The following is a 25247-nucleotide window of genomic DNA, read 5'->3' as shown; positions in this document are numbered from 1 at the left end:
TCTTCTCTTAAATCCATGCAATAAAATATTTTACATGAAACGCTGCATGAAATCGCATTTTTTGCCCTGCAAAAAAGTGGCGGAAATCAATACAGAACCTTCGTGTTTTTTAAGGTTCTTATTCATTTCCGCCAAATCCCTCCTTAGAAGATGTCAACAACGATAACCACAGCAATTAACAGCTGCAACAACAACTGAATATTCGCTGCTAGCTGAGTGTCTACTTTTTCTATAGTTACTTCTCGACTATTTTCCACTAAAATGTTCTGATACGTCAATTGTTTTATTTTAGCTGTTTGAATTAGCTCTTATGTAAAGCGGTCTGCTTTTTCAGAATCTCCAATCGTAAATAGTTACCAATATTAAAATAACAGTCTGCAAACCAGCCTGGAGGCTTAATGCTGCCTTTAATTCTGTCATCTCTACTGTCACGTCACATGAATCGATAATTTTAATATATTCTTCAGAGAGTTGTACCGTTTTGTTACTTTGTTCTCCTTCTTCTAGTCGAATTACAATCCTCATGATTTACCGTAGGATCAAGCAAATCCCAGCGTCTTTCTGAATTTCTTCTTGCCATTTTTCAGGTCCCTCCCTTCTTCTGTATTCTATGCTTAAAAGACTATCAAGAATAGACGCCCTTCCAATTAAATTCGTTTAATTTTATTTTTCCGTTGCTTCATTATTTTCGATTTGGGTTGTTGTATATTGCTTTTGTAAAAAGTTTTCTACATTTTCTTCTATTTCTTTTATTACTTCTCTCAGTTCTTCTTTTTCCTTTTTTGACAAGTCCATCGACTTATAGTCGACACCATGTTTTTTGAGCAATCTTCTTACTAACATTTGTTTTAATTTAGGGTTTTGCTTCACCATCTCACCCTCCTTATTGTCATTTCTATAAATTATATGGAAATGAAAGGAACCTAGTGTGGTGAAACGACTACTATTACTAGGCAGATTAGAAAATTGGTATAAACGTTTATTAACTGTAGACACCGATATCATTAATTTCTGCTTTCACATGTGGTTGAATATCAATGTTTGGATAAACCTCCTGCCAATCCAAACCGCTCCATTCCTGATAAGAAAGACTATTTCTAACTTTTTTTCCTAGCCCGAGGCTGTCCACCTGTTTAGCTTGTAATGTTTCAATCACCTCTTTTGCTCTTTTTTCCACTGATTTCCCTAATTGCTTCTCAAGCGTTCGTAAATCTTGGTTTTTCGTTATATCTAGAGGGCCATTATATTCCAAAAGCGCTCCCTTAATAAAAATTTCCACATCTATCTTTATATCATTGGTATTCCCCCCCGTTTGTACTGTTACTTTTCGCTTATTTCGTATCGAATCAAATAATAATTGCGCACTCTCTTTCTTTTCTTTTTCTTCTACTGTTAAGTGCACCGAACCTGCACTAAAATTTCCATGAAGAAAGAAAAATATTCTTGCGTCGATCGGATCTATTTTGTCTACATACTTATCATCATTAAACAGCGCTATCCCATCTAAGGCTATTTTGTCGTCACCCATTTTAATAATGGGGGCTATAGGGTCGATTCCATCTTCAAACAGGTCTCTTGTAAATTGATGTAACCTCGTTTCAGGCGTCATATGAAGCTTCGATTCTTTTTCAATAAGAGCATCTAAGTATACACTAACCTGGGGGTGCTGAGTATACGGTTCACTTAATAATTTGTATGCCTGGCCATTTACGATACTTACTTTAACCCTCGTTCCGAATATGGGATCACGGTTCATTGTTTTAATTTGTTCAGCTATACCATTTACAGCCGCTTCTTTTCCGAAAAGAACATTTCGCAGCTGGCCATTTTCAATTTCTCGGTTCGATTGCCGGGATAAACTTAACATCGCGTCTTTATCACTGTCCGAAACAGTTGTTAAGAATTCTCGTTCATTTTCAGCATCTGGTTCAATTTGCGGAACGATCGCAGATATTAAAAATTTATCCTCCTCTTCTTCTTTCATTAGATCCAAACCGAGTACTTGAACGAAACCAACGTCCTCTACAATATGCTGATCACTGCACCCGAGCATAAGCCCCATTATGAGAAAACTTACATATTTCCTCATACCAGCACCTTCCTTTTTCTTCTCAGTAATAATAGAAGCAATAATGGAAGGAAAAAGGCTATTGCCATTTCAGCCTTACCTGTAAAGGATATCACTTTCTCCATTTCCTGCCTGGTATTAAATGGTGCGGTCAAAAGAATAGACATAACGATAATACTAATATGCAAGTAAGAGGGCTTGTTCACTTTAATAATTTGTTGAACAGCTTCACTGCTCATCCAGTAAAAGAAAGTTACCGTTACTAATGCTTTTACTAAAAACAAGCTGTAAACTAAATTTTCTACTCTAATTAAAAATGGAAATTCAATGTAACTAAAAAAATGCAAAGTGGGATACAATACATGTTTTATTTGCTCAAAACTGTAAAAACCTAAACATAAAACAACGGTGTAAACATAAACAAATGTAGTAAAACCATTACCCAAATAAAAGGAACGGAACAAGTGAGAATGTTTTGTAATGTAAGGGATTAAGAGAAGACAAACTTCATACCCTAAAAAACCGCTGTAAATATTCAACAACTCATTCCAATTCCATGGATTATCGGCCTCCTTAAAGAAAAAAGTTGTCAGCCGTTCAAAGGAAAATTCAGGCCATACAAATACAGTTAATAATATGGTAATTCCCGCTAAAATAAAAAATACAGACGACACCCTAACCATTTTATAAACAGGATGCAGCAGTAAAAGAAATGGAAGCACCATAAACATGCTTAATAAATAATAAGATGGAGTGGTCGGGAAAGAAATGATTTGAATAATAAAAATGTATTGTTTAGCAATAACAACTGCAACAAGAGCCCAAACAATCGCTATCAATGCATATAGCGTGTATGTAAAAAAAGTCGGCAAGCTCCGGTTTATAATGTCAAATACAGTCTTTCCCTCTCCTTTTTTATAAACAAGCTGAATAAGAAAAATATTAAACATCACCACACCGCTGAAAAGAAGAAGAATAACCCATCCGTTTGTACCGATAATCTCTGCTACATATCTTGGCATGCTGAATAAAATCACTGAAGATTGGAGCATATAAGTGAGAAATATCAAATGAATGGGGTGCAGTTTTTCCGTTTCATAGCTCTTCATACGTATCTTCTTCCTGACGTTTTATTATTTCTCTTATTCCGAGTAAGTGCTTGTGTCGTCCTTTCGCTGTACTGCCAATACGGCAGACGAAGAACAGCACTCGCTAAATCTTTAGGGTGCAGCGGTACAAGCGGATTGAAATACGGTGTGGAGATATTACTTAAAGTACTTAAATGAATAAGTAATAAAGTGATACCAAGAACGAGCCCAAAATTACCTAGTACTCCGGCTAACAAAATGAATCCAAACCTGGCAACTCTTAAGGCAGCGCTAAGCATATAACTTGGCATAACGAAAGAAGCAATGGCCGAGATCGCAACCGCAATAATTAATGTATTACTTACTAATCCAGCCTGTACAGCAGCCTGCCCAATTACAATACCCCCAACAATCCCAATAGTTTGACCTATTTTTGTAGGCAGCCTTGCCCCTGCTTCTCTTAATAATTCTATTGTCACTTCCATCATCAGCGCTTCAATTAAGGGAGAAAACGGCACTCGATTTCGTGACTCTGCCAAAGAAATCAACAGACTCTCTGGAATCATTTCATAATGAAAAGTTGTAACAGCAACATAAAAAGCAGTAAACGTCAGGGTGATAAAAAACGCAAGAAATCTCATTAACCTGGTAGCAGAACCAACCAGCCAGCGCTGACTCATGTCGTCTGGTGAATGAAAAAAATCAAAAAAATTCGTCGGAGAAAGAAATGAAACCGGGCTGTTTTCTACAAATCCTGCAATCTTTCCTTGACTTAAATTGGATATTACAATATCAGGTCGTTCTGTAGATAAATATTGTGGAAAAAAAGAATATGGATGATCATCTATCAGCTGCACAAACATAGGAGAATCAATAACAATATCTATTTCAACGTCTTTAATTTTATCGACTAACGTTTGCAGTAAATCCTCATCGACTAACCCATCAATGTATAACAGAGCAATTTCGCTGCGTGAAATCTCTCCAACCTCAAACAGTAAAACTTTTAATTTAGGGGTTTTTAATCTTCTTCGGACAAGGGAAAGGTTAGTATAAAGCGATTCTATAAACGCATCGTGATTACCAACAATGGTGGTTTCTGTTTCGGAAGGTCTAATGGAACGAACTTCAGGCCCGTACATATCGGTAACCCATGCTCTTCCATTTCTATAAAACACCGCCACATACCCTTCCATAATTTTTTCAACGAGATTTTCACTTGTTTCTATATGTTCAAATTGAGCATTTTGTAAGTAGGTCAGTATTTGATCTTTAGACACCAATTCCAACCGTGCTAATATTTCACGTTCTAACGCATCTTCGTCAATTAAATGTTCAAAATACAAAAATTGAAGGTCCTTATTTATTAAACTGTATTGTTTTAGATCAGCACAATTCTCTAACGTTTGGAGAGTTGATTGAAACAAGGTGTTTGACCATTTATTTCTATTGAGATAACTGCGTGCGGATTTAGGAGATCGCTTTATTTGATTTATTCTTCTCACAGTAAAGACCTCCCCGGTTTCTGCCAATAGTTTGCTGTAGAAGAATAATTTTATACGTCTTACGTTAGAAAACTTGGCTTTTCGCTAAGATTTCGTTATTAAAAAGGGATAAGTTTTAAAATCAGAAGACGATTATAGAGGTTCCTTTTTTTTCTTGGATATGTGAAAGAATAATTCAAATCCTAAAGATGTCTTGATAAAAGAAAGGAGTGGGGATATGAACCATGTAACAGCATTAATCATTAAAACAGCTCTTGTTTTATTTGTACTTCTTGTTGTTTTATCTTTGGCCAATGGTTATCCAGCTTGGAACACGATAGGATTGTCCTTCATTGTGGTTGGTGCTGCTTATATTGTTGGAGATATGTTTATATTAAGAGCCACCAACAATTGGGTGTCTACCATTGCAGATATCGGTTTATGTACGCTGGTTATCTGGTTAATCGGCCCGCTTGTCTTAAACGAAGCTGTTCCATTTTTCTTAGCATTCATATCTGCCCTTTTGATAGGTGCAGGAGAATGGTTCTTCCATAAATACGTGGCCAATGCCATTTTGGATAAAAACACAAAAGCTTATTCGTAAAAAGACCAGGGAGGGGAAATTTATTTTTTACCATATAAAAGATCTTTAATACAACGCCAAACCAGATCATCCCGATCCTGTATACGCTAAAAAGCTTCAAGAGATGCTGGGTGGACAATTCGGGGAAATTACAGTGGCAATGCAATATCTTTTTCAAGGCTGGAATTGCCAAGGAAATGAAAAATACCGGGGACATGCTGTTAGATATAGGAACAGAAGAATTGGCTCATGTAGAAATGCTAGCTACGATGATTGCCCAATTACTGGACAACGCACCTGTTGAAACACAAGAAAAAGCAGCCCAAGACCCCTTGCTAGGAGCTGTCATGGGCGGAATGAATCCTCAGCATGTGATGATCGTGTCTGGTTTAGGGGCTCAGCCTAATGACAGCACAGGGAATGCAAGGTACACGATTGCAAGTGGAACCTTATTTTATTGGTTGTTTTCCGGGCTAACTTAAACGCTGAATCACAAGGTCGCCTTCAAGTAACCCGTTTATATGAATCAGCAGACGATGGTGTAAAAGATATGTTTTCCTTTTTGATTGCCCGTGATACGATGCATCAAAACCAGTGGATGACTGCAATTGAAGAGTTAGAACAGCATCGCTGTCGTTCCTTCTACGTTCCTAAAGAAAAATATGATTCTGAGCCTCAGCCAATGGGACAAATCCCTGCTTTAAACCCTGCCCCCTCATATGTACACAATACCCCTCCAATGAGAGTAAGGGAAGAAAATCAACCAGCCTGTTGTATAGGCCTTTGATAAATGGCTGGAAAAGCTGCAGAGCACGTTTTCAATCGTGCTCTGCAGCTATATAGTAAGGGAGAATGAAAGTCCGATGATGAAAAAAATGAGGGACCCTGTGAATGAGAGGAACACATAATATATCAACGGTTTATATTTCCTTTTTTCAAGCAATTGAATAGTTTCCATACTAAAAGTGGAAAACGTCGTAAACGCACCAAAAAATCCAATACCGAATAAAGCAAATAGCGGCTCTTCATAAGCCCCTAAAGGAATTTCTCCGTAAACAAGACCAAAAAACAACCCAAGACCTAATGAGCCAATAATATTTACGGTTACCATACCAATAGGAAAGGATATATTCGATTGAAATTTCGTCATAAACTTTCCTAGTAAATATCGGCAAATGGCACCAGAAGCTCCCCCAATCGTTAAGTAAATGCTAATCATTGCTGCTCCCCCATTCTTTTCTCCAGTACCTTTTTATTACCAGTTTTTTGACCTAGAGCAAAGCCTAGGAAAGCTAATAGAACTCCGCCAGTAATTGTTGTTATCACATATAAAAGCGACTGCCAAAGATTTTGATCAAGAAACAACCATACCGTATCTGAAGCGAAAGTAGAAAAGGTAGTAAAGCCTCCGCAAAAGCCGACTCCAAGTCCTGCCTTTACCCAATCCTTTGGTATGATCGCTGCAAAATATCCTGACAATAACCCTAACAAAAGGCTTCCCGCCAAATTTTCTATCAAAGTGCCAATTGGGTATCCAACAAAGAGGGTTTGGAGGTTTAAAAAATAACGCAAATATGTACCTATGGCTGCTCCAATACCAATTGCTATAATATTTTTCACGATACTCACCTTCGTTTATTCTTCAATATGACTCTTTCCTCGTTGATAATACTCCTGCATTTCTTTTTTAGGTACCATACTGCCTCCTGTTGCCCAAACAACATGAACAGCATTTTTCATAGGAAAGCCTTTCTGATGGAAAAGGCGAAAGGGACCAGGCATTCCTGCGAGCGCTGATGGCTCAAGGTAAATGTTTTCCGAATCAGCCAGACATGTCAGGAGCTTGAAGAGACCAGAATCACTTACGGTATAAATGCCATCGATAAAAGGAGTCATTAAACGGCCGACAAAAGCAGAAGGCCTTCCGACAGCCAGTCCATCCGCTGCTGTTTTATTATCTATTCCAAAATCTTGGACAGAAAGACGATCATGTTCCCCGGTCATCATGCCAATTAACATAGACGGAGAATGAGTTGGCTCAGCGAAAAAACAGTAAACATTATCCTGAAACAAGAGTTTCAAGCCAAGGGCCACTCCACCAGGTCCTCCTCCGACTCCGCAAGGTAAATAAACAAACAAGGGACGTTTTTCATTAATAACAATACCGTTTTCATCTAACTGATCTTTTAAACGTTTGGCTGCAACAGCATAACCTAAAAACAAATCTAACGAATGTTCATCATCGATAAAATAACTAGAAGGATCTTTCTCTGCTTCTTTTCGTCCTTCTGAGACAGCCAAACCATAATCTTTAGTATGTTCAATGACAACGGCACCTTTTTCTCTCAATAAATCTTTTTTCCATTGTCTTGCATCCGAAGACATATGAACGGTAACACGAAATCCTAGTGCGGTTCCGATGATCCCAATGCTAAGCCCTAAGTTTCCTGTTGAACCAACAACAATCGAGTAGTTATTAAAGACGTCTTTAAACTCACTATCAGCAAATACTCGATAATTATCAGTTTTTGTAACTAGACCATGTTTTATAGCAAGAAATTCTGCATGCTTCAACACTTCATGAAACCCGCCCCGTGCTTTAATAGAACCCGCAGCAGCCAACTCATGATCACATTTTAAAAGCAGCTCTCCTGTTAGATTCTTTCTATAGCATGCTTCAAGCTGACCTTTCATTGTTGGTATATAGCGCAGGGGTGATTCTATGATTCCTTCCGTTTGTACAGTCTCGGGAAACATCTCTTTTACGTAGGGAGCAAAACGTTGGAAACGCTCTTTGGCTTCATTAATATCGTTTAAAGAAAGGGGTAATGTTTTGTTTCCTTGAGCAAATGAGAGCTTTTGTTCATTTTTCCAAAAAATTTCTTTTGTCTCCATTAAGCTTTCTAACAAAGGGTAAGCTTCCAGCCAGTCTTTTAATGTTTTGCCTGCTATCATTTGCTCCATATCTCTGCCTCCTGTCATTCACATGTGTCTTAATCCTTCTGTTAATCCATCTATTCTCGGATAAACCAAATCAAAAACGCAGTTATCAATAGAAAACCTGTTAAAAAACACCTCATACTTCTTTTACGAATTCCAAACCAACATAAAGTAACGTCGATAAACAAGACAATACTGATGAGAACTTCCTCTAAAAGTGCTGCTGTAATGGCTCTCAGCTCCCATTCCGCTTTGAATATTCAAGGACATGAATATCATAATTATTTGAACTCATGTCCGTAAGAGGAAAATTTATAGACCAAAAACAAGTCTATTACCTGTTTTTCAGCACTTCTTCTAATTTTGTCTATGAAATAATACGATAAATTGTTTTTTAAAATATTTCTTCATCTTTTTCACTAAAAAGGGCAAACCGTAAATGTTTGGTTTGCTTTACAACTTCATCAACCGCTATTTCTGCAGCTTCTTCCATTGGATAGCCAAACGCGCCAGTAGAAATAGATGGGAAAGCAATGTTTCTTATTTTATTTTCTTCTGCTAAACGAATCGCATGTTGGCAGCATTGTCGAAGTAGAGAAGATTCAGGTTTATCCACCCCGTAAACTGGTCCAAGACAATGGATAACATAGTCATTAGGCAGAGCAAACGCCTGGGTGATAACGGCTTGTCCTGGTTGAATAGGGGCTATCGGTTTACCTGCTTCTGCTAACTCCGGTCCTGCTGCACGATGCAATGCACCTGCAACTCCACCGCCGCTTTTTAATACAGCGTTGGCAGCATTAACGACAGCTGATATATCAGTCTGGTTTGCTATATCTCCTGTTACACACTCAATCTGAACATCGTTAAATCGCTTTTCCATCAGTTCCCCCCCTTCTATCATTTTACTTCCTATACAACAAATTTTTTCTTTTCCATTAAACAAAAAGATCCTTAAGGTAAGATTAACCTTAAGGATTAGCATTTTCAAATGTGTTTTATTAGATTGAGTTTTTACTAGCTTCTCTTTTTTTAAAATATAAATAGAGGTTAGTGTGACCAAATTTTTAACTTTCACTTAACGTTTTCTACAATCATCGAAATACCTTGTCCTACCCCAATACACATGGTAGCTAAACCTCGTTTGCTGCCTCTTTTATTCATTTCATGTACTAGAGTAGTCAAAATTCTCGCACCGCTGGCTCCTAGAGGATGACCATAAGCAATGGCTCCACCATTTACATTAACGATATCTTGGTTCAAGTTCAAATCACGGATACACGCTAAGGACTGAGCAGCAAAAGCTTCATTTAATTCAACTAGATCCATATCTTCAATTGTTAAATGAGCCCGTTCCAATGCTTTTTGTGTTGCTCTAATAGGGCCAACACCCATTATCCGCGGTTCCACACCAGCTGCAGCCGAGGTTACATAGACTGCTAATGGACTAAGGCCCAGTTCTTCTGCTTTTTTGCGGCTCATTAACAAGACTGCTGAAGCTCCGTCATTAACCCCTGATGCATTCCCAGCAGTAACACTGCCATTTTGGAATAACGAAGGTAATTTATTTAGTTTTTCTATTGTAGTATTTGGCCTTGGATGTTCGTCCTCTTTTACTTCATAAGAACCCTTTTTACGATCTTCTATCGTTACTGGAACAATTTCGTCTTGTAAACGACCGCTTTCCATCGCTGTTTTCGCTCTCATTTGGCTTTGGTAAGCAAACTCATCTTGAGCTTCACGAGAAATTTTATATTCTTCTGCTACGTTTTGAGCAGTCTCTGGCATAGAATCCGTTCCGTACATTTCTTCCATCTGCGGATGGGTAAACCGCCATCCAATGGTTGTATCTTGCAGTTGTTGATTGCCGCGTTTAAAAGCCTGATCTGGTTTTCCCATCACATACGGTGCTCTTGTCATGCTTTCTGTTCCTCCGGCTATCATGACATCACCTTGACCTAAAGCAATCGCTCTAGCTGCATAAGCAACTGCATCTAAACCTGAACCACATAGCCGATTAATGGTTGTCCCTGCAACCTCAACAGGAAAACCGGCCAGAAGTGTGGACATGCGTGCGACATTCCGGTTATCTTCGCCAGCACCGTTAGCATTCCCGAAAACGACTTCCTCTACATTACTTACTGGTAGATTAGGATTTCGTTCTCTTAATGCTCGAAGTACCACCGCTCCTAAATCATCTGGGCGAACACTTTTCAGCGCACCATTATAACGCCCGATAGGAGTTCTTACGGCATCAATAATGACAACTTCTTCCACCATTCTTCACTCCTTTCTTTACTATTCGTACTTATAAATACCATGATTGCTTTTTTTCCCAAGTCTTCCAGCCTTCACAAGCTGCTCAAGTAAAGGGGCCGGCCGGTATTTTTCACCTAATGTTTCATGTAAATATTTTAAATTATTTAAACGAGCATCTAATCCTACTAGATCAGCCAATTCCAAAGGGCCCATAGGATAATTTAGACCTAGCCGGACTGCTTTGTCGATATCTTCTGCTGACGCTACCCCCTCTTGAAGCATGTAGAGCGCTTCATTTCCCACTAGAGCACTAATCCGACTAGTAACAAATCCTGGAAATTCATTCACTTCAACGGTTTCTTTTCCCATTTTAATAGAAGCATCTTTTATAATAGATACCGTTTCATTACTTGTATCTAACCCTTTCACTATTTCTACTAACGGCATACGGTGGACTGGATTAAAAAAGTGCATAATGGCTACTTGAGGGGATCGCTTCGTATACGAAGCAAGTTCTGTCGGGCTCATTGTAGATGTATTAGAAGCAAATATGGTATGTTCCGGTGCATGGTTATCCGCGGTTTCCATTACTGTTTTCTTTAAATCGCGTTTTTCTGGGACTGCTTCTATAAATAAATCAGCTGTTTTTACTGTTGTATTCAATTCTGTCGATGTATGCAGGTTTTGAAGCAATTGTTCTGCCTGTTCTTCTGTTAATTTTTCTCTTTTTATTCCTTTTTGGGTTGTTTTTTTAGTATACTCATACGCCGATTCCAACTGTTCGTTCGATACATCTACTAAGGTCGTATGGAAACCGGCAAGGGCCGAGACATATGCGATGCCTCGCCCCATTACGCCAGCTCCGGCGACCGTAACATTTTGTAAAGTCATGGCCGATCTTCCTTTCTTCTTATACTCCAAATGGATTTATTGGCTTTGGTCCATAGTAGGAAAGAACACTTTTATCTTCCATATAAAGATCTAGCGTTTCCACGCATAGTTCTCTGCCAAAACCGGACTGTTTGTATCCTCCAAATGGGGTCCCAGGGAATGCGGAAAATGGGCAGTTTACCATTACAATTCCTGCTTCAATTTGATGAGCAACGCGTGTCGCAGTAGCATGGTTTGTTGTCCATACTGCTGAACCTAAACCGTATTCTGTATCATTAGCACGTTGGATAACGTCTTTTTCCTCTGTGAATTTCTCTACAACCACAACCGGACCGAAGATTTCTTCTTGAACCGCTTTCATATCAGGTGTCACATTTGTAATCACAGTAGGCTCGTACCAATGTCCATTTTCAAACCCTTCAATCGTTTTTTCTTTTCCACCTGTTTCAATAGTAGCTCCTGCTTCTTTGGCTGATTGGACGTAGCTGTCAATAATCTCAAGTTGTTCACGGCTAATGATAGAACCTAGGTGTGTGCCTTTGTCGAACGGGTCACCCAATTGAAGCTTTTCTGTTTTTTCAATGAATTTCTCCATAAACTCATCATAAATGGATTCATGAACAAACATACGTGAACGCGCTTCACAAGATTGGCCGGTATTAAAGTAAATACCAAAGAGGGATCCCGCCACGGCTGCATCAATGTCCGCGTCGTCAAAGATAATATTTGGAGATTTGCCTCCAAGCTCAAGCGTCAGCCTCTTTAGAGAATCAGAAGCTTTCCCCATAATATCCTTTCCAGTCGGAGTAGATCCTGTAAAAGCTACTTTATTAATATCTTTATGCTCCACAAGATAATCTCCGATAACTCTTCCTGAACCAGGCACAGTATTTACTACACCTTCTGGCACCCCTGCTTCGTGACAAATTTCATTAAGAAGTATAGCGGTGATTGGCGTGAGACTTGCGGGCTTAATAATAACCGAGCAGCCTGCTGCAATGGCCGGTGCTATTTTCCAAGCTGCCATCATCATTGGGTAGTTCCAAGGAATAATTTGAGCACACACACCCACTGGTTCTTTGTGAGTATAATTAAAGAATCCGTTCGGCATGTTATTAACAGTACCTCTATGGCCAACTATCGCACCCGCATAAAATTCAAAGTCTTCAATAGATTGATTGATTTGCGCCTGAGCAGCTCCCACAGATTTACCGCTATTTAAAACTTCCATTTCAACAAGATCTTTAAATCTTTCTCTCATAATAGAAGCAATATTATTTAATACACGTGCACGCTTTCCAACCGGATATTTGCGCCACTTTCCATGATCAAATGCTTGTCTTGCTGCTTGCACAGCTTTTTCTGTATCTTCTTGTGTTGCTTTTGCAATAGTTGCCAGCGTTTCCCCTTTAGCTGGATTAAACGTTTCAAATGTTTCTTTAGAGCTGCTTTCAACACGCTCACCGTTAATAACCATGGCATAATGGTCTCTTTTCATTGTTCCTGCTTCTGTTATTACTTCCTTTGTCATCGTATTATCCATAAATTTTCACTCCTTCATTAGTTTCCAATAAATATTGGTTTTCGTTTTTCTTTAAAAGCTTGCAGTCCTTCTTTATGGTCACAAGACAAGCCGGCAATACGCTGTGCCTGAGCTTCTTTTTCAAGCGCTTCTTCGTATGACTGATGCATGCCATCCATCATGCACCGTTTAATGAGAGTAATAGATTTCGTTGGCATGTCAGCCAGTGCATCAGCAAATTGGTTTACTTTCTCTTTCCATTCCTCTCTTTCAATCACTTCCGTAGCAAGTCCTAACTGATAAGCTTCATCTCCCGTAATCGGTTTTCCAAGAACAGCTGTTTCTATAGCTTTCGCGTACCCAATTAAACGGGGAAGATTGTACATGAAACCGGAATCTGGAACTAACCCAATATTTATAAAAGCACTTATAAATTTAGTTTCAGGCTGAACAAGACGAAAGTCAGCTGCTAAAGCTAAGCTCATCCCTGCCCCTGCAGCAGTTCCATTAACAGCTGCTACAATCGGTTTTGTCGTCTGTTTCATAGCTTTCATCATAGGATGATAGCGGTTTCGAAGAAAATCAGCGTGATTTGTATCTTCATCTACTCCTGCAAGATCTTCTCCCGAGCAAAATGCTTTCCCCTCTCCTGTTATGACAATGCATCTTGTTTCATCATCTTTACTAGCCTTACGCAATGCGTCAATCATTTCTTTGTTCATCTCAGGAGTAAAGGCGTTATAAGCTGATGGGCGATTCAAAACAATTGTTGATATTCCCTTTTCTTGTTCTGCTTTAATAGTCTGATACGCTTCTCCCATACTTACACTCCTTTAAAAGAAGGACGTCGTTTTTCCGTAAATGCTTTCATTCCTTCTTTTTGATCCTGTGAAGCAAATGCCAGGTAAAAGTTTTTGCGTTCCAACGTCAGACCGTCCTGCAGAGGTGTATTTACTGCCTCATGCACTGCTTCTTTAATTAAACGCAAGGAAACAGGAGCTTGTTCTGAAAGCTGTTCAGCAAGCCTTAAAGCTTCTTCTTCTACTAATTCAGGAGCAACCACCCTATTAATAACTCCGTAATGCTTAGCTTCTTGTGCATCCATCGGCTGACCTAACCAAATCCATTCTAAAGCTTTCGCCCTGCCCATCGCCTTTGTTAAAAGCTGAGTGCCTCCAGCTCCTGGCATGACACCAAGATTTACTTCAGGAAATCCGAATTTTGCATCTTCTGCAGCTACAATCAGATCACAATGAAGCGCAAGTTCAAACCCCCCGCCTAATGCGAAACCGTTAACGGCAGCAATCATCGGCTTTTTAATTAACATCATCTTATCCCATACTGCAAAAGGATTCGTGAATTCTAAAGATAATGGCGAATCTTCCATCATTTCTTCAATATCAGCACCTGCAGCAAATGCTTTAGAATTCCCTTTTACTACTATGACTCGGATGGTTTTATCACGATCAAAGGCCTCCATTTGCTCTACAATCTCATCAACCATCCGCCGATTTAGTGCATTCGCTGCTTTTGGACGGTGAAGCTCAATGACTCCTGTATTTCCGTCTGAATACACTTTAATATGTTCTTTATTCATGAACTTCCTCACCGATCATAAGCGATACAATATCACCAGCAAATTCCATCACATCTTTTCCCGAGGCCTTGCCTTCATCCGTTTTCATTGCTGTTTGCAGCGCATCGTGATCATCATAAAACATTTCACACATCAAGTAATACTCACTCTCGCCCATCGGTGAACCGACAATTTTAGTTACTTTGATATCCCTTAAACCAGGAATCTTCTTAGTAATCGGTGTATGGGTATTGAAATAATGCTCATCAAATGCCTCTTTGTCTTTCGGTTGTTTGTACAAAGCAATTAGCTTAACCATTTTTAAACACTCCTTTATTAAAATTAAACGGCAGAATAATCGATCACAGGTTTCATGGCTTCAAACGGATTTCTACAAGAACGGCAATACAATATACTGCGGCAGGCAGTCGGACCAAATACATTTTCCATCGATGTATAAAGAGATCCACAATATGGACAATCGACAGACCACTCTTCACCTGGCTGATAACTTTCAGGCGGCGGAGCAACACCGTGCTTTTTTAACTGCTTCTTTCCTTCAGCTGTAATAGCAGTTGTAGACCACTTATGCCGAAATGAAAAAGTGACATCGCAGCTTTCTACCCAATCTACTTGTTCTACCGCTTCTTTGACGTTTGTCTCGATAATATCTAGAGCTGGACAACCTGCGAAAGTAGGTATCATTGTGATAGAGACATGCTTGTTGTCTGTTTTCACCTCATGTACCATACCAAGGTCCACTACACTGACAGAAGGAAGTTCTGGATCGTCTACTTTTTTTAATACAGTCTCTAACTCTATTTGTTTGTGATCTTGTTTCATGTTTATATCTCCTTTTAAAAAGACTTACCAGACTGCATTTTTATCTTGATCATAGACTTCACTAAGTGTCGCTAAAGCTTGTGTTAGGTCTTGTGTGTGTTCACCGTTTCTGCCGCTTCCATTATTTTTTTGAAGTGGTTCAGCTGGAATCACCACTAACGTTTCTTTTATCTCTTCAAGCCATTTCTTTTGAAGATCACTTTCTGCAACGATCAATTGATGTTTTTCCATGTCGTTCGCTTTTGGTCCAAGTTCTAGAACGTCCAAAAATTCCCCCCACGCTTCTTTCAATCGTGACTGAAGACGTGTTTTTGCTTCCTCGGTTGAATTTTGCAGCTGCCAAACCCACGTTTTCCAATGAGCAAGATGATAAGTCTGCTCCATTAAAACTTTTTGAGCGGTATCTGCCAGCGGCTCATAAGAACTCTTTGTGAGAGCTTCTAGTTTCACTTTTTTAAACGTTTCATATAAATATTGACGAATGACAGTCAACGCCCAATCGTAATAAGGTTCATCCAAATAAGAGCCATCTCCATTTTGCCTTTCTAAATAAATAGCATTACGGCGTTTTTCAGGAGGACGCTCATGGGCCAATACATCAGCTTCCCCTTCCCCAAGCTCTTCTAGTAACTGATAATATAAAACGGCATGCCCCATCGTGTTTTGAGTAATGGAAGAAAAGGAGACGTCTTCTTCAATATGAGGGGCTAATCCAAGCCATTCTGATCCCCGAAACGAAACAATAAAATCATCATCAGCTAATTGATATAGCAATTCAGTAAGTGCTTCACAATAAGAAGAGTCCTGCTTTGCTTGTTTTGCTGATTCGATTTTTGTCATCCTTTTTTCACCTCTTTCCAAGATAAAATTTCTTTTTCATCTAACATGTCTTGTTCTTTATCACGCCATTTTTTTCTTAAGTAACCATATCCTTTCGTCGTGCGATAGTCTTTGTTATCTAATCGCTTGGTCAATTGTTGACGCTCTTTACTTGTCATCGATCTAATGTTAGTGCGTGGTACAACCCACACATCAACAACATTTTCTCTGCGCATAAAATTTTCTTGGGCCATGCTAAGTGCCATATCCTCATTCGGAGCTAACAGACTGAATTGGTGTTGAAGAGGAGCCTTGTCACTTTTTTTACTGAATACTTCATACTCTTGATAAAATTCTGAACCATCATGCTTTTCTCCCATTGTCTTTTCTCTCCTCTCTATTGATTTCATTTATGAGTAAGCTGGAGAAGGTGCTAGTGCCTGTCTCACCCATCGGTTGTTTTCATAAGCAATTTCCCTTAAACGCAAACGCTCTTTTGAACGCGGCCCATTGTTGCCAATGATTTGCTTAAATTCATTCCAATCAGGCTGCTGGTAGACCCAGTGCTTTTCTTCCTCGTTATAATGGAGCGTGTCATCTGGTACAGTTAGTCCTAAAGAGAATACACGAGGTAGATATTTATCAAGAAAAGCCTGACGCAGCTCTTCATTTGAACTTTTGCGGATTTTATACTTCGTTGTAACTTCCTGCTTAGAAGAACCTGTAGTAGAAGCTGAACCAGGACCGAAAAACATTAATAGCGCCGGCCACCAACGATTGACAGCCTCCTGCAGCATATTTCTTTGTTCTTCAGTTCCTTCAGCTAATGCCATAATAATTGCTTCCCCGTGCTGTGCGTGGAAAACCTCCTCGGCACAAATGCGCTGAAGCGCCCGTTGATAAGGACCATAAGATGCATCTAACATATTTGTTTGCGAAATAATTGCTGCTCCATCTACTAACCAGCCAACCACTCCTGCATCAGCCCATGTTTTTGTATTCATATGAAACACATTATGAAACTTTAAATCTCCTTTTAATAAATCATGCATTAAATCTTCTCTTTGTTTTCCATAAGGTTTCAATAGATCTTCAGCCACTCGTAAAAGCAGTTGGCCGTGTCCCATCTCATCTTGTACTTTAGCCATTATTCCAAGTTTTCTTTTTAATGTAGGAGCTTTTGGTGTCCATTCTTTTTCTGGGAGCGCTCCCATTATTTCGCTTATTCCATGCATGGAAATAAGTTTAATTAAAGTTTGCCGATATTCTTCCGGCATCCAGTCATCTGCTTCAATTTTTTCTCCCGCTTCAATGCGGGCCATGAATTGCTCATATAGAATAGGATCTTCGTTGGCAGTATTTTCGGTCACTTTTCCACCGTGTTCCACAAAGTTATACATCGCGACACCTCTTATTACGTTTATTTAACGTCATTATATATAAATGTTATATAAATATCAATGGGAAAATTTTTATTTAATTATTTCTCAATAAGCTTATTTGCTTTCAAATCAGCATAAACAGGAATTTATTAACTTTTAAAATTTCTCCTTGTCTATTGACAGCGTTTTCAAATACCGTTATTTTGAATGTATTATCACCGTTTCAAATATTACAAAAAAATTATTTTCGTTTAATTTTTATTATGAAAGGGGATTTTGAATGACTACTTTTGTTTCAGAGGAAACACTAGATCGTTCGCAAATGAGAGACTTACAATGGAAACGCTTAAAACAAACAATTAAACGTGTTTATTCTAATGTTCCTTTTTACCAGGAGGAATTTAAAAAACAAGGGATCACGCCAGATAATATTCAAAGTTGGAATGATGTAAGCCGCCTTCCCTTTACGAAAAAACATAATCTGCGCGAAAACTATCCATATAACTTAATTGCCACTCCAATGGAAAATGTAGTTCGTCTGCATGGTTCTTCTGGTACTAGCGGTAAACCAACAGTAGTTGCTTACACTCAAAATGATATAGACAATTGGGCTGATATAGTGGCACGTGCCATTTATATGGCTGGCGGTCGAAAAGGAGATGTGTTGCATAATGCGTACGGATATGGTTTGTTTACTGGAGGACTGGGTATTCATCACGGTTCTGAACGATTAGGCTGTGTAACGGTTCCGATTTCCGGTGGAAATACATCGAGGCAAATTACACTTATACAAGATTTTAAACCTCGCATTATTTGTGGAACACCTTCTTATATATTAAATGTAGGCGAAACGATGAAAAACATTGGCATTGACCCAGCTTCTACTTCTATTGAATATGCTATTCTTGGGGCAGAACCTTGGACTGAAGAAATGAGAGACACTATTGAGAAGTTATTTAATATAAAAGCTATGGATATATATGGACTTAGTGAAGTAATGGGGCCAGGTGTTGCAATGGAGTGCAAGGACTGCCAGGATGGGCTTCATATAGCTGAAGATCATTTCTACGTTGAAATTATTGACCCTGACACTTTAATGCCTGTGCCAGAGGGAACAGATGGTGAAATTGTCTTTACCAGTCTCACGAAGGAAGCTTTACCCATCATTCGTTACCGTACAGGAGATATTGCTTCTATTACTCGGGAGACTTGCGGTTGCGGAAGGACAACAACCAAAATGAGCAGAATCAAAGGCCGAATCGATGATATGATTATTCTTCGCGGTGTCAACGTGTTCCCTTCTGAAATAGAACGCTGCATTTTACAAATGGAAGAAATAGGAACAAATTATCAAATTCATCTTTTGAAAAAAGGAGTAATGGATCACGCACAATTACATGTGGAAGTAAGTGAAGCATTTTTGAAAACATTGCCTGAAAAAGATTTGGAACATCAGTCTGCAAAAGACTTAATAAGAAAGATTCAAGGAGTTCTAAAAACAGAAGCTCTCGTTACCATGGAAGTTTGCTTGAAACAGCCTCAAGAGCTGCCGCGTTCGGAAGGAAAAGCAAAACGTATTATTGATAATCGCTCTTCCGCTTCATTATCTGCTTCATCATAATACATTATTGAAAGCGAAGGACTACCAAATCCTTCGCTTTTTTTGTTTCATTTCTTTTTTAAAAACATAAAATGGTATGACGTTTTTTCGTTTTGTTGTAAAATATTCAACAAACAATATTAGTGTATTTATTGAATGTAAAAATTTGCTACAATTGAAAAAACTAGACTTTCCGCCAAGTCCAAGTGGCGGAAGTCGTAGTTTTACTTATACTTTGATCCTTTATCAAAATTAAAGTTTTCCTAAAGTATAAAAAAATAGACGACAAAGGATTGGATAAACAATGGAGAAAACATTTAATACTCGTTCAATGATTTTCACTTTATACGGAGATTACATCCGCCACTACGGAAATGTAATATGGATTGGCAGTTTGATCCGCCTTCTCCAAGAATTTGGGCACAATGAACAATCAGTGCGTGCCGCTATTTCCCGAATGAGCAAACAAGGGTGGCTCCAGTCAGAAAAAAAGGGAAACAAAAGTTATTATTCTTTAACAGAGCGCGGACGTAAACGAATGGATGAAGCTGCCGAACGAATTTATAAAATAGAATCCCCTTCTTGGGACGGGGAATGGCGGATTCTTGTTTATACGATTCCGGAAGAAAAACGCCATATACGGGATGAATTAAGAAAAGAGCTTGTCTGGAGCGGGTTTGGTTTACTCTCTAATAGCTGCTGGATTACTCCAAATCCACTCGATGAACAAATCAACAACTTAATTCAAAAATATGAAATTGAAGATTATGTTAATTATTTTCGGGCCTCTCACGAAGGAATGAAAGACCATCAAAGTTTAGTGGAGAATTGCTGGGATTTAGATGAAATCAACGAATTATACTCTCAGTTCATTCAAGATTACAGCCAGAAATATATCATTGATAAAAGTAAAATTGAAAAAGGAGATATGACTGACGGCAGTTGTTTTGTTGAACGGACCATGCTCGTACACCAGTATCGTAAATTTTTATTTGTGGATCCCGGTCTTCCCCAAGAATTACTGCCTAAAAACTGGCTGGGTGACTCGGCTGCTGCTCTATTCGCTGATTATTATAAAACGCTGGCAAAACCTGCTAACCGTTTCTTCGAATCTGTGTTTGAACAAGGCAATCCTGATGTTCAGAAAGATAATGGTTATGATTTTTTAAATCACCCTTTAATTCATAATCAATCGACAGATAAATCATAAAAAGAGCGCGGGAGCTTACCATAGAAAATATCGGCTTGCCGGCGAGGCTTAAAGGCGAAGACAGAGCGTAAATGCACGTAAACTGCCTTACGGATAGTATAAAGAAGAAGGTGCGGCAATACACAGCTGCACCTTCTTCTTTATATTTATCTACTTATTTGTTCTAATATTTCTGTATGCTGAAATTCCCGGCCTTTTTGAACATACGTTTCAATTGTCTCCTCAATAAGAGCGAGATCTTTATCTGTTAGACTACGCACCACTTTTCCCGGAGAACCAAGCACTAATGAACGAGGTGGGATAACTTTTCCAGAAGGAATGAGAGCATTGGCTCCTATAATAGAATACTCTCCTATTTCTGCACCGTCTAATACAACAGCACCCATGCCTACCAAAACCCCCTTTTTTAATGCACACCCATGAACAATAGCACTATGCCCAATGGATACCTCATCTTCAAGAGATAGAGGATACTGGTCATATAAATGACAAACCGTATTGTCTTGAATATTACATCGCTTACCTATTTTAATTGGCGCTTCATCTCCGCGAAGAACAACGTTAAACCAGATGCTGGATTCAGCTCCTATTTCCACATCTCCTATTACTCTAGCTCCATCCGCTACGTAAACCGATTCATGAATGGTTGGTGAATGATCCTTATACCGATAAATCATTTATTCCCCTCCTTATCTTATCATGTTATACTTTTTAATATAACACATTTCAAACGGTGGTGCTTATATATGAATGATTTAATGAAGTTATTAAATATCGATGTTCCGTTTTTGCAAGGCGGGATGGGAAATGTCAGTCATCCAGATCTTGCCGTTTCTGTTTCAGAAGCAGGAGGTCTTGGAACACTGGGGGCAGGAACTCTCTCTCCTTCAGTTTTTGAAAAAATGGTAAAAGAAGTGCGATCTCAAACACATAAACCTTTTTCTATCAATGTCCCGCTTTCTGTGCATCCAGATGTTCAAAAAATCTTATCTATAGCTGCAAAACACCACGTCCCTGTCGTTTCTTTATCTGCTGGCAATCCTTCTCCTTATATTGAAATGTTAAAAAAAGAAAATATTATTGTCATGTGTGTCGTATCTAATCCTTCTCAAGCTTTAAAAGCTGAAAAAGCCGGCGCTGATGTCATTATTGCAGAGGGGTTTGAAGCAGCAGGTATAAATGCTAATGACGAACTAACAACGTTTACTTTAATTCCTCAAGTAGCATCGGTTGTAAAAGCCCCAGTTGTTGCAGCAGGCGGCATTGGAGACGGCCGTGGTCTTTTAGCTGCTTTAAGTTTAGGGGCTCAAGGAGTCCAGTTAGGAACTCGTTTAATTGCTACAGAAGACGCGAATGTGCATTCAAATTACAAACAGGCAATATGCAAAAGTGATGCAAGTGGAACAGTAATTACAGGAAGACCCTATAAAAAAATTCGACGCCTTCTAAAAACCACCTATGCAAATCAACTACTCGAATGGGAGAAAAATAAAATATCTGCAGAGGAATATGATCAAAAAACAGATGAAAGCTGCCACATCAAAGGTGCGATCGAAGGCAAACTAACAGAAGGTCACGTCAATGCAGGCCAAGTATCGAGTTTGATCGAAGACCTTCCAACTGTTTCAGAATTATTTCAACGCATGATGAACGAAGCACGCACCGTTTCAAATCATCTCTCTTTTTAGAGAAATACACACATTCTAATAGCATAATACGTTTCTTTCAGGCTGCTTTATAAAAAGCGGCTATTTTTTTCGTATAAAACTAAAATGATTACGTTTTCATATTGACATCGGTTATATATTTTCGTATCCTTTATATAACATATAAAAACATGTCGTTTTTTAAACGTTATATTTAGGAGGTTTAATAATGGCTGTATATACTATCGTAGATCAAGACACTTGCATTGCCTGCGGAGCATGCGGCGCTGCCGCACCTGAAGTATTTGATTATGATGATGAGGGGCTGTCCTTTTATATCGGAGATGACAATCAAGGAAATAAACCAGTAGACGAGGAACTTCTAGATGATTTAGAAGACGCCATGGAGGGCTGTCCAACAGACTCTATAAAGCAAGCAAATGAAGCTTTCGATGGTGACCCGTTGAAATTTGATTAAATCAGGAGTGTTGAAAAATGAGTGAAAACAAAGTATTTGACATGACCATTATTGGTGCTGGGCCAGTAGGTCTATTCACTGCATTTTATGCAGGGATGAGGCAAGCTTCCGTAAAATTGATTGACAGCATGCCAGAAGTTGGCGGGCAGCTATCTGCACTATATCCTGATAAATATATTTATGATGTAGCTGGTTTTCCAAAAATTAAAGCACAGGATTTAGTGAGTCAGCTTCATGAGCAAGCTCAAGCTTTTTCACCTGAAATCTGCTTAAATGAATCTGTAGAAAATGTTGTTCGTTTAGATGACGGCACTTTTAAGATCTCCACACCTAGTGATACTCATTATTCCCGCAGTATCATTATTACCGCAGGAGCAGGCGCCTTTCAACCACGCAAATTAAAAGTTGATAGAGCTGAACAGTTTGAAGAACGCTCTTTGCATTATTTTGTTAAAGACCTTGATAAATTTAAAGGACGCCGCGTTTTAGTGTGCGGAGGAGGAGATTCTGCAGTAGATTGGTCTCTGGCCCTTGAACCAATTGCTAAAGAAGTAACCCTCATCCATCGACGTTCAGCGTTTCGTGCACACGAGCATAGTTTAGAGCTTTTAAAAGAATCTTCAGTAGAGATGAAAACCCCTTATGAAGTCGGTCAAATTATAGGAGAAGATTATATTGAACAAGTCCTGATCAAAGAAGTAAAAGGAGACTCTACCTATCTAGTAGACGTTGACGACCTTATTGTGAATTTCGGATTTGTTACTTCTTTAGGGCCGTTAAAAACATGGGGACTAGACATTAACAAAAATGCTATTGTTGTTAACCCCAAGATGGAAACTAATATACCGGGAATTTATGCAGCTGGTGATGTTTGTACCTATGAAGGAAAAGTAAAATTAATTGCTACTGGTTTTGGAGAAGCTCCAACAGCTGTAAACCATGCTAAAGCATTCATTGACCCATCTGCGAAATTACATCCCGGACATAGTACTAGTTTATTTGCTTCAAGCTCTTGAAACAGTTTTAAGGGCTGTCCCATAAGTCAGTGATCAGCAAACGCAACTGGAATATACACGTTTTCACCCTCAGAGCATAAGTTCGATATCTAATCCAACTCTCTTTGCTTGTTCTCGTAGTGTCTTCTTTGCCGCGCTTGGACGTTCGTTTAAGCAAATCCTTCACTGCGGATCTTCACACTGTCGCTTCGACGAACCGGACGTTCTAGTGTCGGCGTTGGTCACAGGACAGACTTCCGCAGGATGCGGCGGCTTCTACGTTGTACACAGGACGTATGCGGTTTTAGTAGAAGTTCCTTATTTCTTCGTAGAAGTTCCTTTTCTTAGCCGACGACCGCAGAAGTCTCGTAAATTCCAGTTGCTAGATAATTTTCGCTGCTCTCTTAGGACAGCCTAAAATAAATTTTCAAAAAATTATTACAAAAGGAGGATTTTTATTTTATGAAAAAAGAAAGGCAATATGGTGATATCCATCCTGGGATAAAATGGGGCCCCTTCACCATGAGATTACCAGGGGCCCACATTAACATCACACCCAGCCAGCATATTCAAGGCGGTCTGCTTCTCTTAGCCACTTGTGGGTCTGTCACTCCTTTAATGATGCAGTTTTTCGAGGTGTCTTTTGAAGTGGCATGGACTGTCAGTTTAGTCATGTTGTTTTGGGTACTGGCTCAAACCTTTTTATTTGGTGATGTGTATGCCGCTGGAGCAATAACCTCAGGGCTTCCTTTAACAATCGTTTTTATGAATGCGTTTACACCGGGAACAGAAGCTATACATGCAATGTTTGCTGTCACCTTAATCGTAGCTGTTCTTTTCTTTTTCTTTGGCATTACAAAACTGGGAGAAAAGTTTAATCGCCTCGTTCCAAATTCATTAAAAGCAGGGGTTATTATGGGGGCAGCTATTGCAGCTTTTCAATCAGAACTGGATAGACTTCCTAAAATGCCTTTTTCATTGATCACTGCCTGGGTCATAGTGCTTATACTAATGTTTTCCATCCCATTTTCCAAATTGCCTAGTAATAAAATGAAGTTATCTGCAACCGCTAATGCCCTTCTCGTAGCGTTAGCCGGCGGAGGTATTGCAGGTTTCATAAGTGGAGAAGTACGTTTCGACATATCTTGGGGATTCTTTGTTCCGCCAATTGGCGAAACTCTGGCATCCTTATCTGTATGGTCTATTGGCTTACCTTCGTGGGATATTTTCATCGCTGCCATTCCTATTAGTTTAATGATTTATGTACTAGCATTCGGCGACCTATTGGTGGCACATACTCTGCTCAAAGATGCAGACAGTGCGAGAAAAGACGAAAAGATTGATATCAATCCTACCCGCAGTCATTATACGCTTGCTCTTAGAAACCTTGCTCAACTGTTGACGGCTGGGCCGCTTCTTTGGGTACACGGACCAATATGGACAGGGGTACAGGTATTTCTCATAGAACGTTACAAAAAAGGCAGGCATGTAATGGATTCTATTTTTACGGGGCCTTTCAATTTTTATTTAATGGCCATTCCATTAGGATTACTCCTTCCTATAATCGGAATCATTATGCCTTTATTCCCTGTCGCTCTCTCTGTTACGTTGTTACTCACGGGTTTTGCCTGTGCATACGTTGCGATGTCGATGGTGGAAAATAATACTTCTCGTGGTGTTGTTTTAATTATTGGTATGTTAACCGCTTTTCAAGGACCAGCCTGGGGTATGGGAATAGGAATTGTTTTATGTTTCATTCTTATCGGGAAAAAAGAAGAGAAAAACATTTCTGAAGCCAAAGCAGATGAAGCAGAACTCGATAAGAAGACAGGCTAAAAAAACAGAAACCTGTTTGGAAACATT

28 protein-coding genes and 1 pseudogene are annotated in these 25247 nt (G+C 39.1%); 8 read left to right on the top strand and 21 right to left on the bottom strand.

The genetic code is table 11. From position 1 onward, the window contains the following. Window positions 1-143: 143 nt before the first annotated feature. The 6 genes from CEF16_RS25415 to CEF16_RS18075 form a co-directional block, all read right to left on the bottom strand. The gene (locus CEF16_RS25415; protein ID WP_425428000.1) at window positions 144-257 is read right to left on the bottom strand and encodes a spore coat protein; all 114 of its coding nucleotides are present in this window, start codon (window positions 255-257) and stop codon (window positions 144-146) included. Between the two features lie 73 nt (window positions 258-330). Next, entirely contained in the window at window positions 331-525 is a 195-nt protein-coding gene (locus CEF16_RS18095; protein ID WP_091584431.1) for a spore coat protein, read from the bottom strand. 138 nt (window positions 526-663) lie between these two features. Next, entirely contained in the window at window positions 664-873 is a 210-nt protein-coding gene (locus tag CEF16_RS18090) for a thioredoxin domain-containing protein (protein ID WP_091584428.1), read from the bottom strand. A gap of 109 nt (window positions 874-982) precedes the next feature. Further along, window positions 983-2089: a Ger(x)C family spore germination protein gene (locus CEF16_RS18085; protein ID WP_091584426.1), complete on the bottom strand. Its 1107-nt coding sequence runs from the start codon at window positions 2087-2089 to the stop codon at window positions 983-985. Further along, window positions 2086-3177 carry a GerAB/ArcD/ProY family transporter gene (locus tag CEF16_RS18080; protein WP_091584423.1) on the bottom strand — a complete coding sequence of 364 codons (1092 nt, stop codon included), beginning with the start codon at window positions 3175-3177 and terminating at the stop codon, window positions 2086-2088. The genes CEF16_RS18085 and CEF16_RS18080 overlap by 4 nt, the downstream gene beginning before the upstream one ends. Beyond that, the gene (locus CEF16_RS18075; RefSeq protein WP_245917916.1) at window positions 3174-4661 is read right to left on the bottom strand and encodes a spore germination protein; all 1488 of its coding nucleotides are present in this window, start codon (window positions 4659-4661) and stop codon (window positions 3174-3176) included. Before CEF16_RS18075 ends, CEF16_RS18080 begins: the two co-directional genes overlap by 4 nt. Before the next feature lie 217 nt (window positions 4662-4878). Between CEF16_RS18075 and CEF16_RS18070 the strand changes: the two genes are divergently transcribed. Together CEF16_RS18070 and CEF16_RS18065 are read left to right on the top strand one after the other, a co-directional pair. Next, window positions 4879-5244 (top strand): DUF2512 family protein, encoded by a 366-nt coding sequence (locus CEF16_RS18070; protein WP_091584420.1) that lies wholly within the window; start codon window positions 4879-4881, stop codon window positions 5242-5244. Window positions 5245-5266: 22 nt separating this feature from the next. Beyond that, window positions 5267-6010, top strand: a pseudogene (locus tag CEF16_RS18065) (manganese catalase family protein). A 48-nt stretch (window positions 6011-6058) separates the two neighbouring features. Here CEF16_RS18065 and crcB read toward each other — a convergent pair. From crcB to paaA, 14 genes are all read right to left on the bottom strand, one after another. Next, a complete protein-coding gene (crcB, locus tag CEF16_RS18060; RefSeq protein WP_091584418.1) occupies window positions 6059-6442 on the bottom strand; it encodes a fluoride efflux transporter CrcB in 384 nt (127 codons plus the stop codon). After that, on the bottom strand, window positions 6439-6843 hold the full coding sequence (locus CEF16_RS18055; RefSeq protein WP_091584414.1) for a fluoride efflux transporter FluC: 405 nt from the start codon (window positions 6841-6843) through the stop codon (window positions 6439-6441). Before CEF16_RS18055 ends, crcB begins: the two co-directional genes overlap by 4 nt. A gap of 15 nt (window positions 6844-6858) precedes the next feature. Further along, window positions 6859-8178 carry a D-serine ammonia-lyase gene (locus CEF16_RS18050; RefSeq protein WP_175488356.1) on the bottom strand — a complete coding sequence of 440 codons (1320 nt, stop codon included), beginning with the start codon at window positions 8176-8178 and terminating at the stop codon, window positions 6859-6861. A 379-nt stretch (window positions 8179-8557) separates the two neighbouring features. Next, window positions 8558-9046 (bottom strand): macro domain-containing protein, encoded by a 489-nt coding sequence (locus CEF16_RS18045; RefSeq protein WP_091584818.1) that lies wholly within the window; start codon window positions 9044-9046, stop codon window positions 8558-8560. Window positions 9047-9237: 191 nt separating this feature from the next. Continuing rightward, a complete protein-coding gene (locus tag CEF16_RS18040; RefSeq protein ID WP_091584408.1) occupies window positions 9238-10443 on the bottom strand; it encodes an acetyl-CoA C-acyltransferase in 1206 nt (401 codons plus the stop codon). 18 nt (window positions 10444-10461) lie between these two features. Next, window positions 10462-11313 (bottom strand): 3-hydroxyacyl-CoA dehydrogenase, encoded by an 852-nt coding sequence (locus tag CEF16_RS18035; RefSeq protein WP_091584406.1) that lies wholly within the window; start codon window positions 11311-11313, stop codon window positions 10462-10464. Between the two features lie 19 nt (window positions 11314-11332). After that, entirely contained in the window at window positions 11333-12856 is a 1524-nt protein-coding gene (locus CEF16_RS18030) for an aldehyde dehydrogenase family protein (protein WP_175488353.1), read from the bottom strand. 17 nt (window positions 12857-12873) lie between these two features. Next, window positions 12874-13656, bottom strand: coding sequence for an enoyl-CoA hydratase/isomerase family protein (locus CEF16_RS18025; RefSeq protein WP_091584403.1), 783 nt, complete (start codon window positions 13654-13656; stop codon window positions 12874-12876). Window positions 13657-13658: 2 nt separating this feature from the next. Next, window positions 13659-14432, bottom strand: a complete 774-nt coding sequence (locus CEF16_RS18020) for an enoyl-CoA hydratase-related protein (RefSeq protein ID WP_091584401.1) — start codon at window positions 14430-14432, stop codon at window positions 13659-13661. After that, the gene (locus tag CEF16_RS18015) at window positions 14425-14730 is read right to left on the bottom strand and encodes an EthD family reductase (RefSeq protein WP_091584398.1); all 306 of its coding nucleotides are present in this window, start codon (window positions 14728-14730) and stop codon (window positions 14425-14427) included. The genes CEF16_RS18020 and CEF16_RS18015 overlap by 8 nt, the downstream gene beginning before the upstream one ends. A 23-nt stretch (window positions 14731-14753) precedes the next feature. Further along, a complete protein-coding gene (paaD, locus tag CEF16_RS18010; protein ID WP_091584395.1) occupies window positions 14754-15254 on the bottom strand; it encodes a 1,2-phenylacetyl-CoA epoxidase subunit PaaD in 501 nt (166 codons plus the stop codon). Window positions 15255-15278: 24 nt separating this feature from the next. Next, a complete protein-coding gene (paaC, locus tag CEF16_RS18005) occupies window positions 15279-16094 on the bottom strand; it encodes a 1,2-phenylacetyl-CoA epoxidase subunit PaaC (protein WP_091584393.1) in 816 nt (271 codons plus the stop codon). After that, on the bottom strand, window positions 16091-16453 hold the full coding sequence (paaB, locus tag CEF16_RS18000) for a 1,2-phenylacetyl-CoA epoxidase subunit PaaB (RefSeq protein ID WP_091584390.1): 363 nt from the start codon (window positions 16451-16453) through the stop codon (window positions 16091-16093). Before paaB ends, paaC begins: the two co-directional genes overlap by 4 nt. Window positions 16454-16483: 30 nt before the next feature. Then, window positions 16484-17395, bottom strand: a complete 912-nt coding sequence (gene paaA, locus CEF16_RS17995; RefSeq protein ID WP_425428031.1) for a 1,2-phenylacetyl-CoA epoxidase subunit PaaA — start codon at window positions 17393-17395, stop codon at window positions 16484-16486. A 340-nt stretch (window positions 17396-17735) separates the two neighbouring features. Between paaA and paaK the strand changes: the two genes are divergently transcribed. Together paaK and paaX are read left to right on the top strand one after the other, a co-directional pair. Beyond that, on the top strand, window positions 17736-19076 hold the full coding sequence (gene paaK / locus CEF16_RS17990) for a phenylacetate--CoA ligase PaaK (RefSeq protein WP_091584384.1): 1341 nt from the start codon (window positions 17736-17738) through the stop codon (window positions 19074-19076). Between the two features lie 283 nt (window positions 19077-19359). Next, window positions 19360-20265 (top strand): phenylacetic acid degradation operon negative regulatory protein PaaX, encoded by a 906-nt coding sequence (gene paaX, locus CEF16_RS17985; RefSeq protein ID WP_091584382.1) that lies wholly within the window; start codon window positions 19360-19362, stop codon window positions 20263-20265. Between the two features lie 146 nt (window positions 20266-20411). On the opposite strand, the gene CEF16_RS17980 is transcribed toward paaX, so the two are convergent. After that, window positions 20412-20942 (bottom strand): gamma carbonic anhydrase family protein, encoded by a 531-nt coding sequence (locus CEF16_RS17980; protein ID WP_091584379.1) that lies wholly within the window; start codon window positions 20940-20942, stop codon window positions 20412-20414. Window positions 20943-21011: 69 nt separating this feature from the next. Here CEF16_RS17980 and CEF16_RS17975 point away from each other — a divergent pair, with 69 nt between their 5' ends. The 4 genes from CEF16_RS17975 (at window position 21012) to CEF16_RS17960 (ending at window position 25220) form a co-directional block, all read left to right on the top strand. Continuing rightward, a complete protein-coding gene (locus CEF16_RS17975; RefSeq protein ID WP_091584376.1) occupies window positions 21012-21953 on the top strand; it encodes an NAD(P)H-dependent flavin oxidoreductase in 942 nt (313 codons plus the stop codon). A gap of 187 nt (window positions 21954-22140) precedes the next feature. Then, window positions 22141-22389 carry a ferredoxin gene (locus CEF16_RS17970; protein WP_091584373.1) on the top strand — a complete coding sequence of 83 codons (249 nt, stop codon included), beginning with the start codon at window positions 22141-22143 and terminating at the stop codon, window positions 22387-22389. Window positions 22390-22406: 17 nt separating this feature from the next. Continuing rightward, window positions 22407-23405 (top strand): NAD(P)/FAD-dependent oxidoreductase, encoded by a 999-nt coding sequence (locus tag CEF16_RS17965; RefSeq protein WP_091584370.1) that lies wholly within the window; start codon window positions 22407-22409, stop codon window positions 23403-23405. A 441-nt stretch (window positions 23406-23846) separates the two neighbouring features. After that, window positions 23847-25220, top strand: coding sequence for a hypothetical protein (locus CEF16_RS17960; protein ID WP_175488352.1), 1374 nt, complete (start codon window positions 23847-23849; stop codon window positions 25218-25220). The last annotated feature ends 27 nt before the right edge of the window (window positions 25221-25247 follow it).

It is taken from the genome of Alteribacillus bidgolensis (assembly GCF_002886255.1).
Lineage (GTDB): Bacteria > Bacillota > Bacilli > Bacillales > Marinococcaceae > Alteribacillus > Alteribacillus bidgolensis.
The sequence above is the reverse complement of the archived record's forward strand: the minus strand, read 5'-3'. Positions and strand labels throughout refer to the sequence as shown.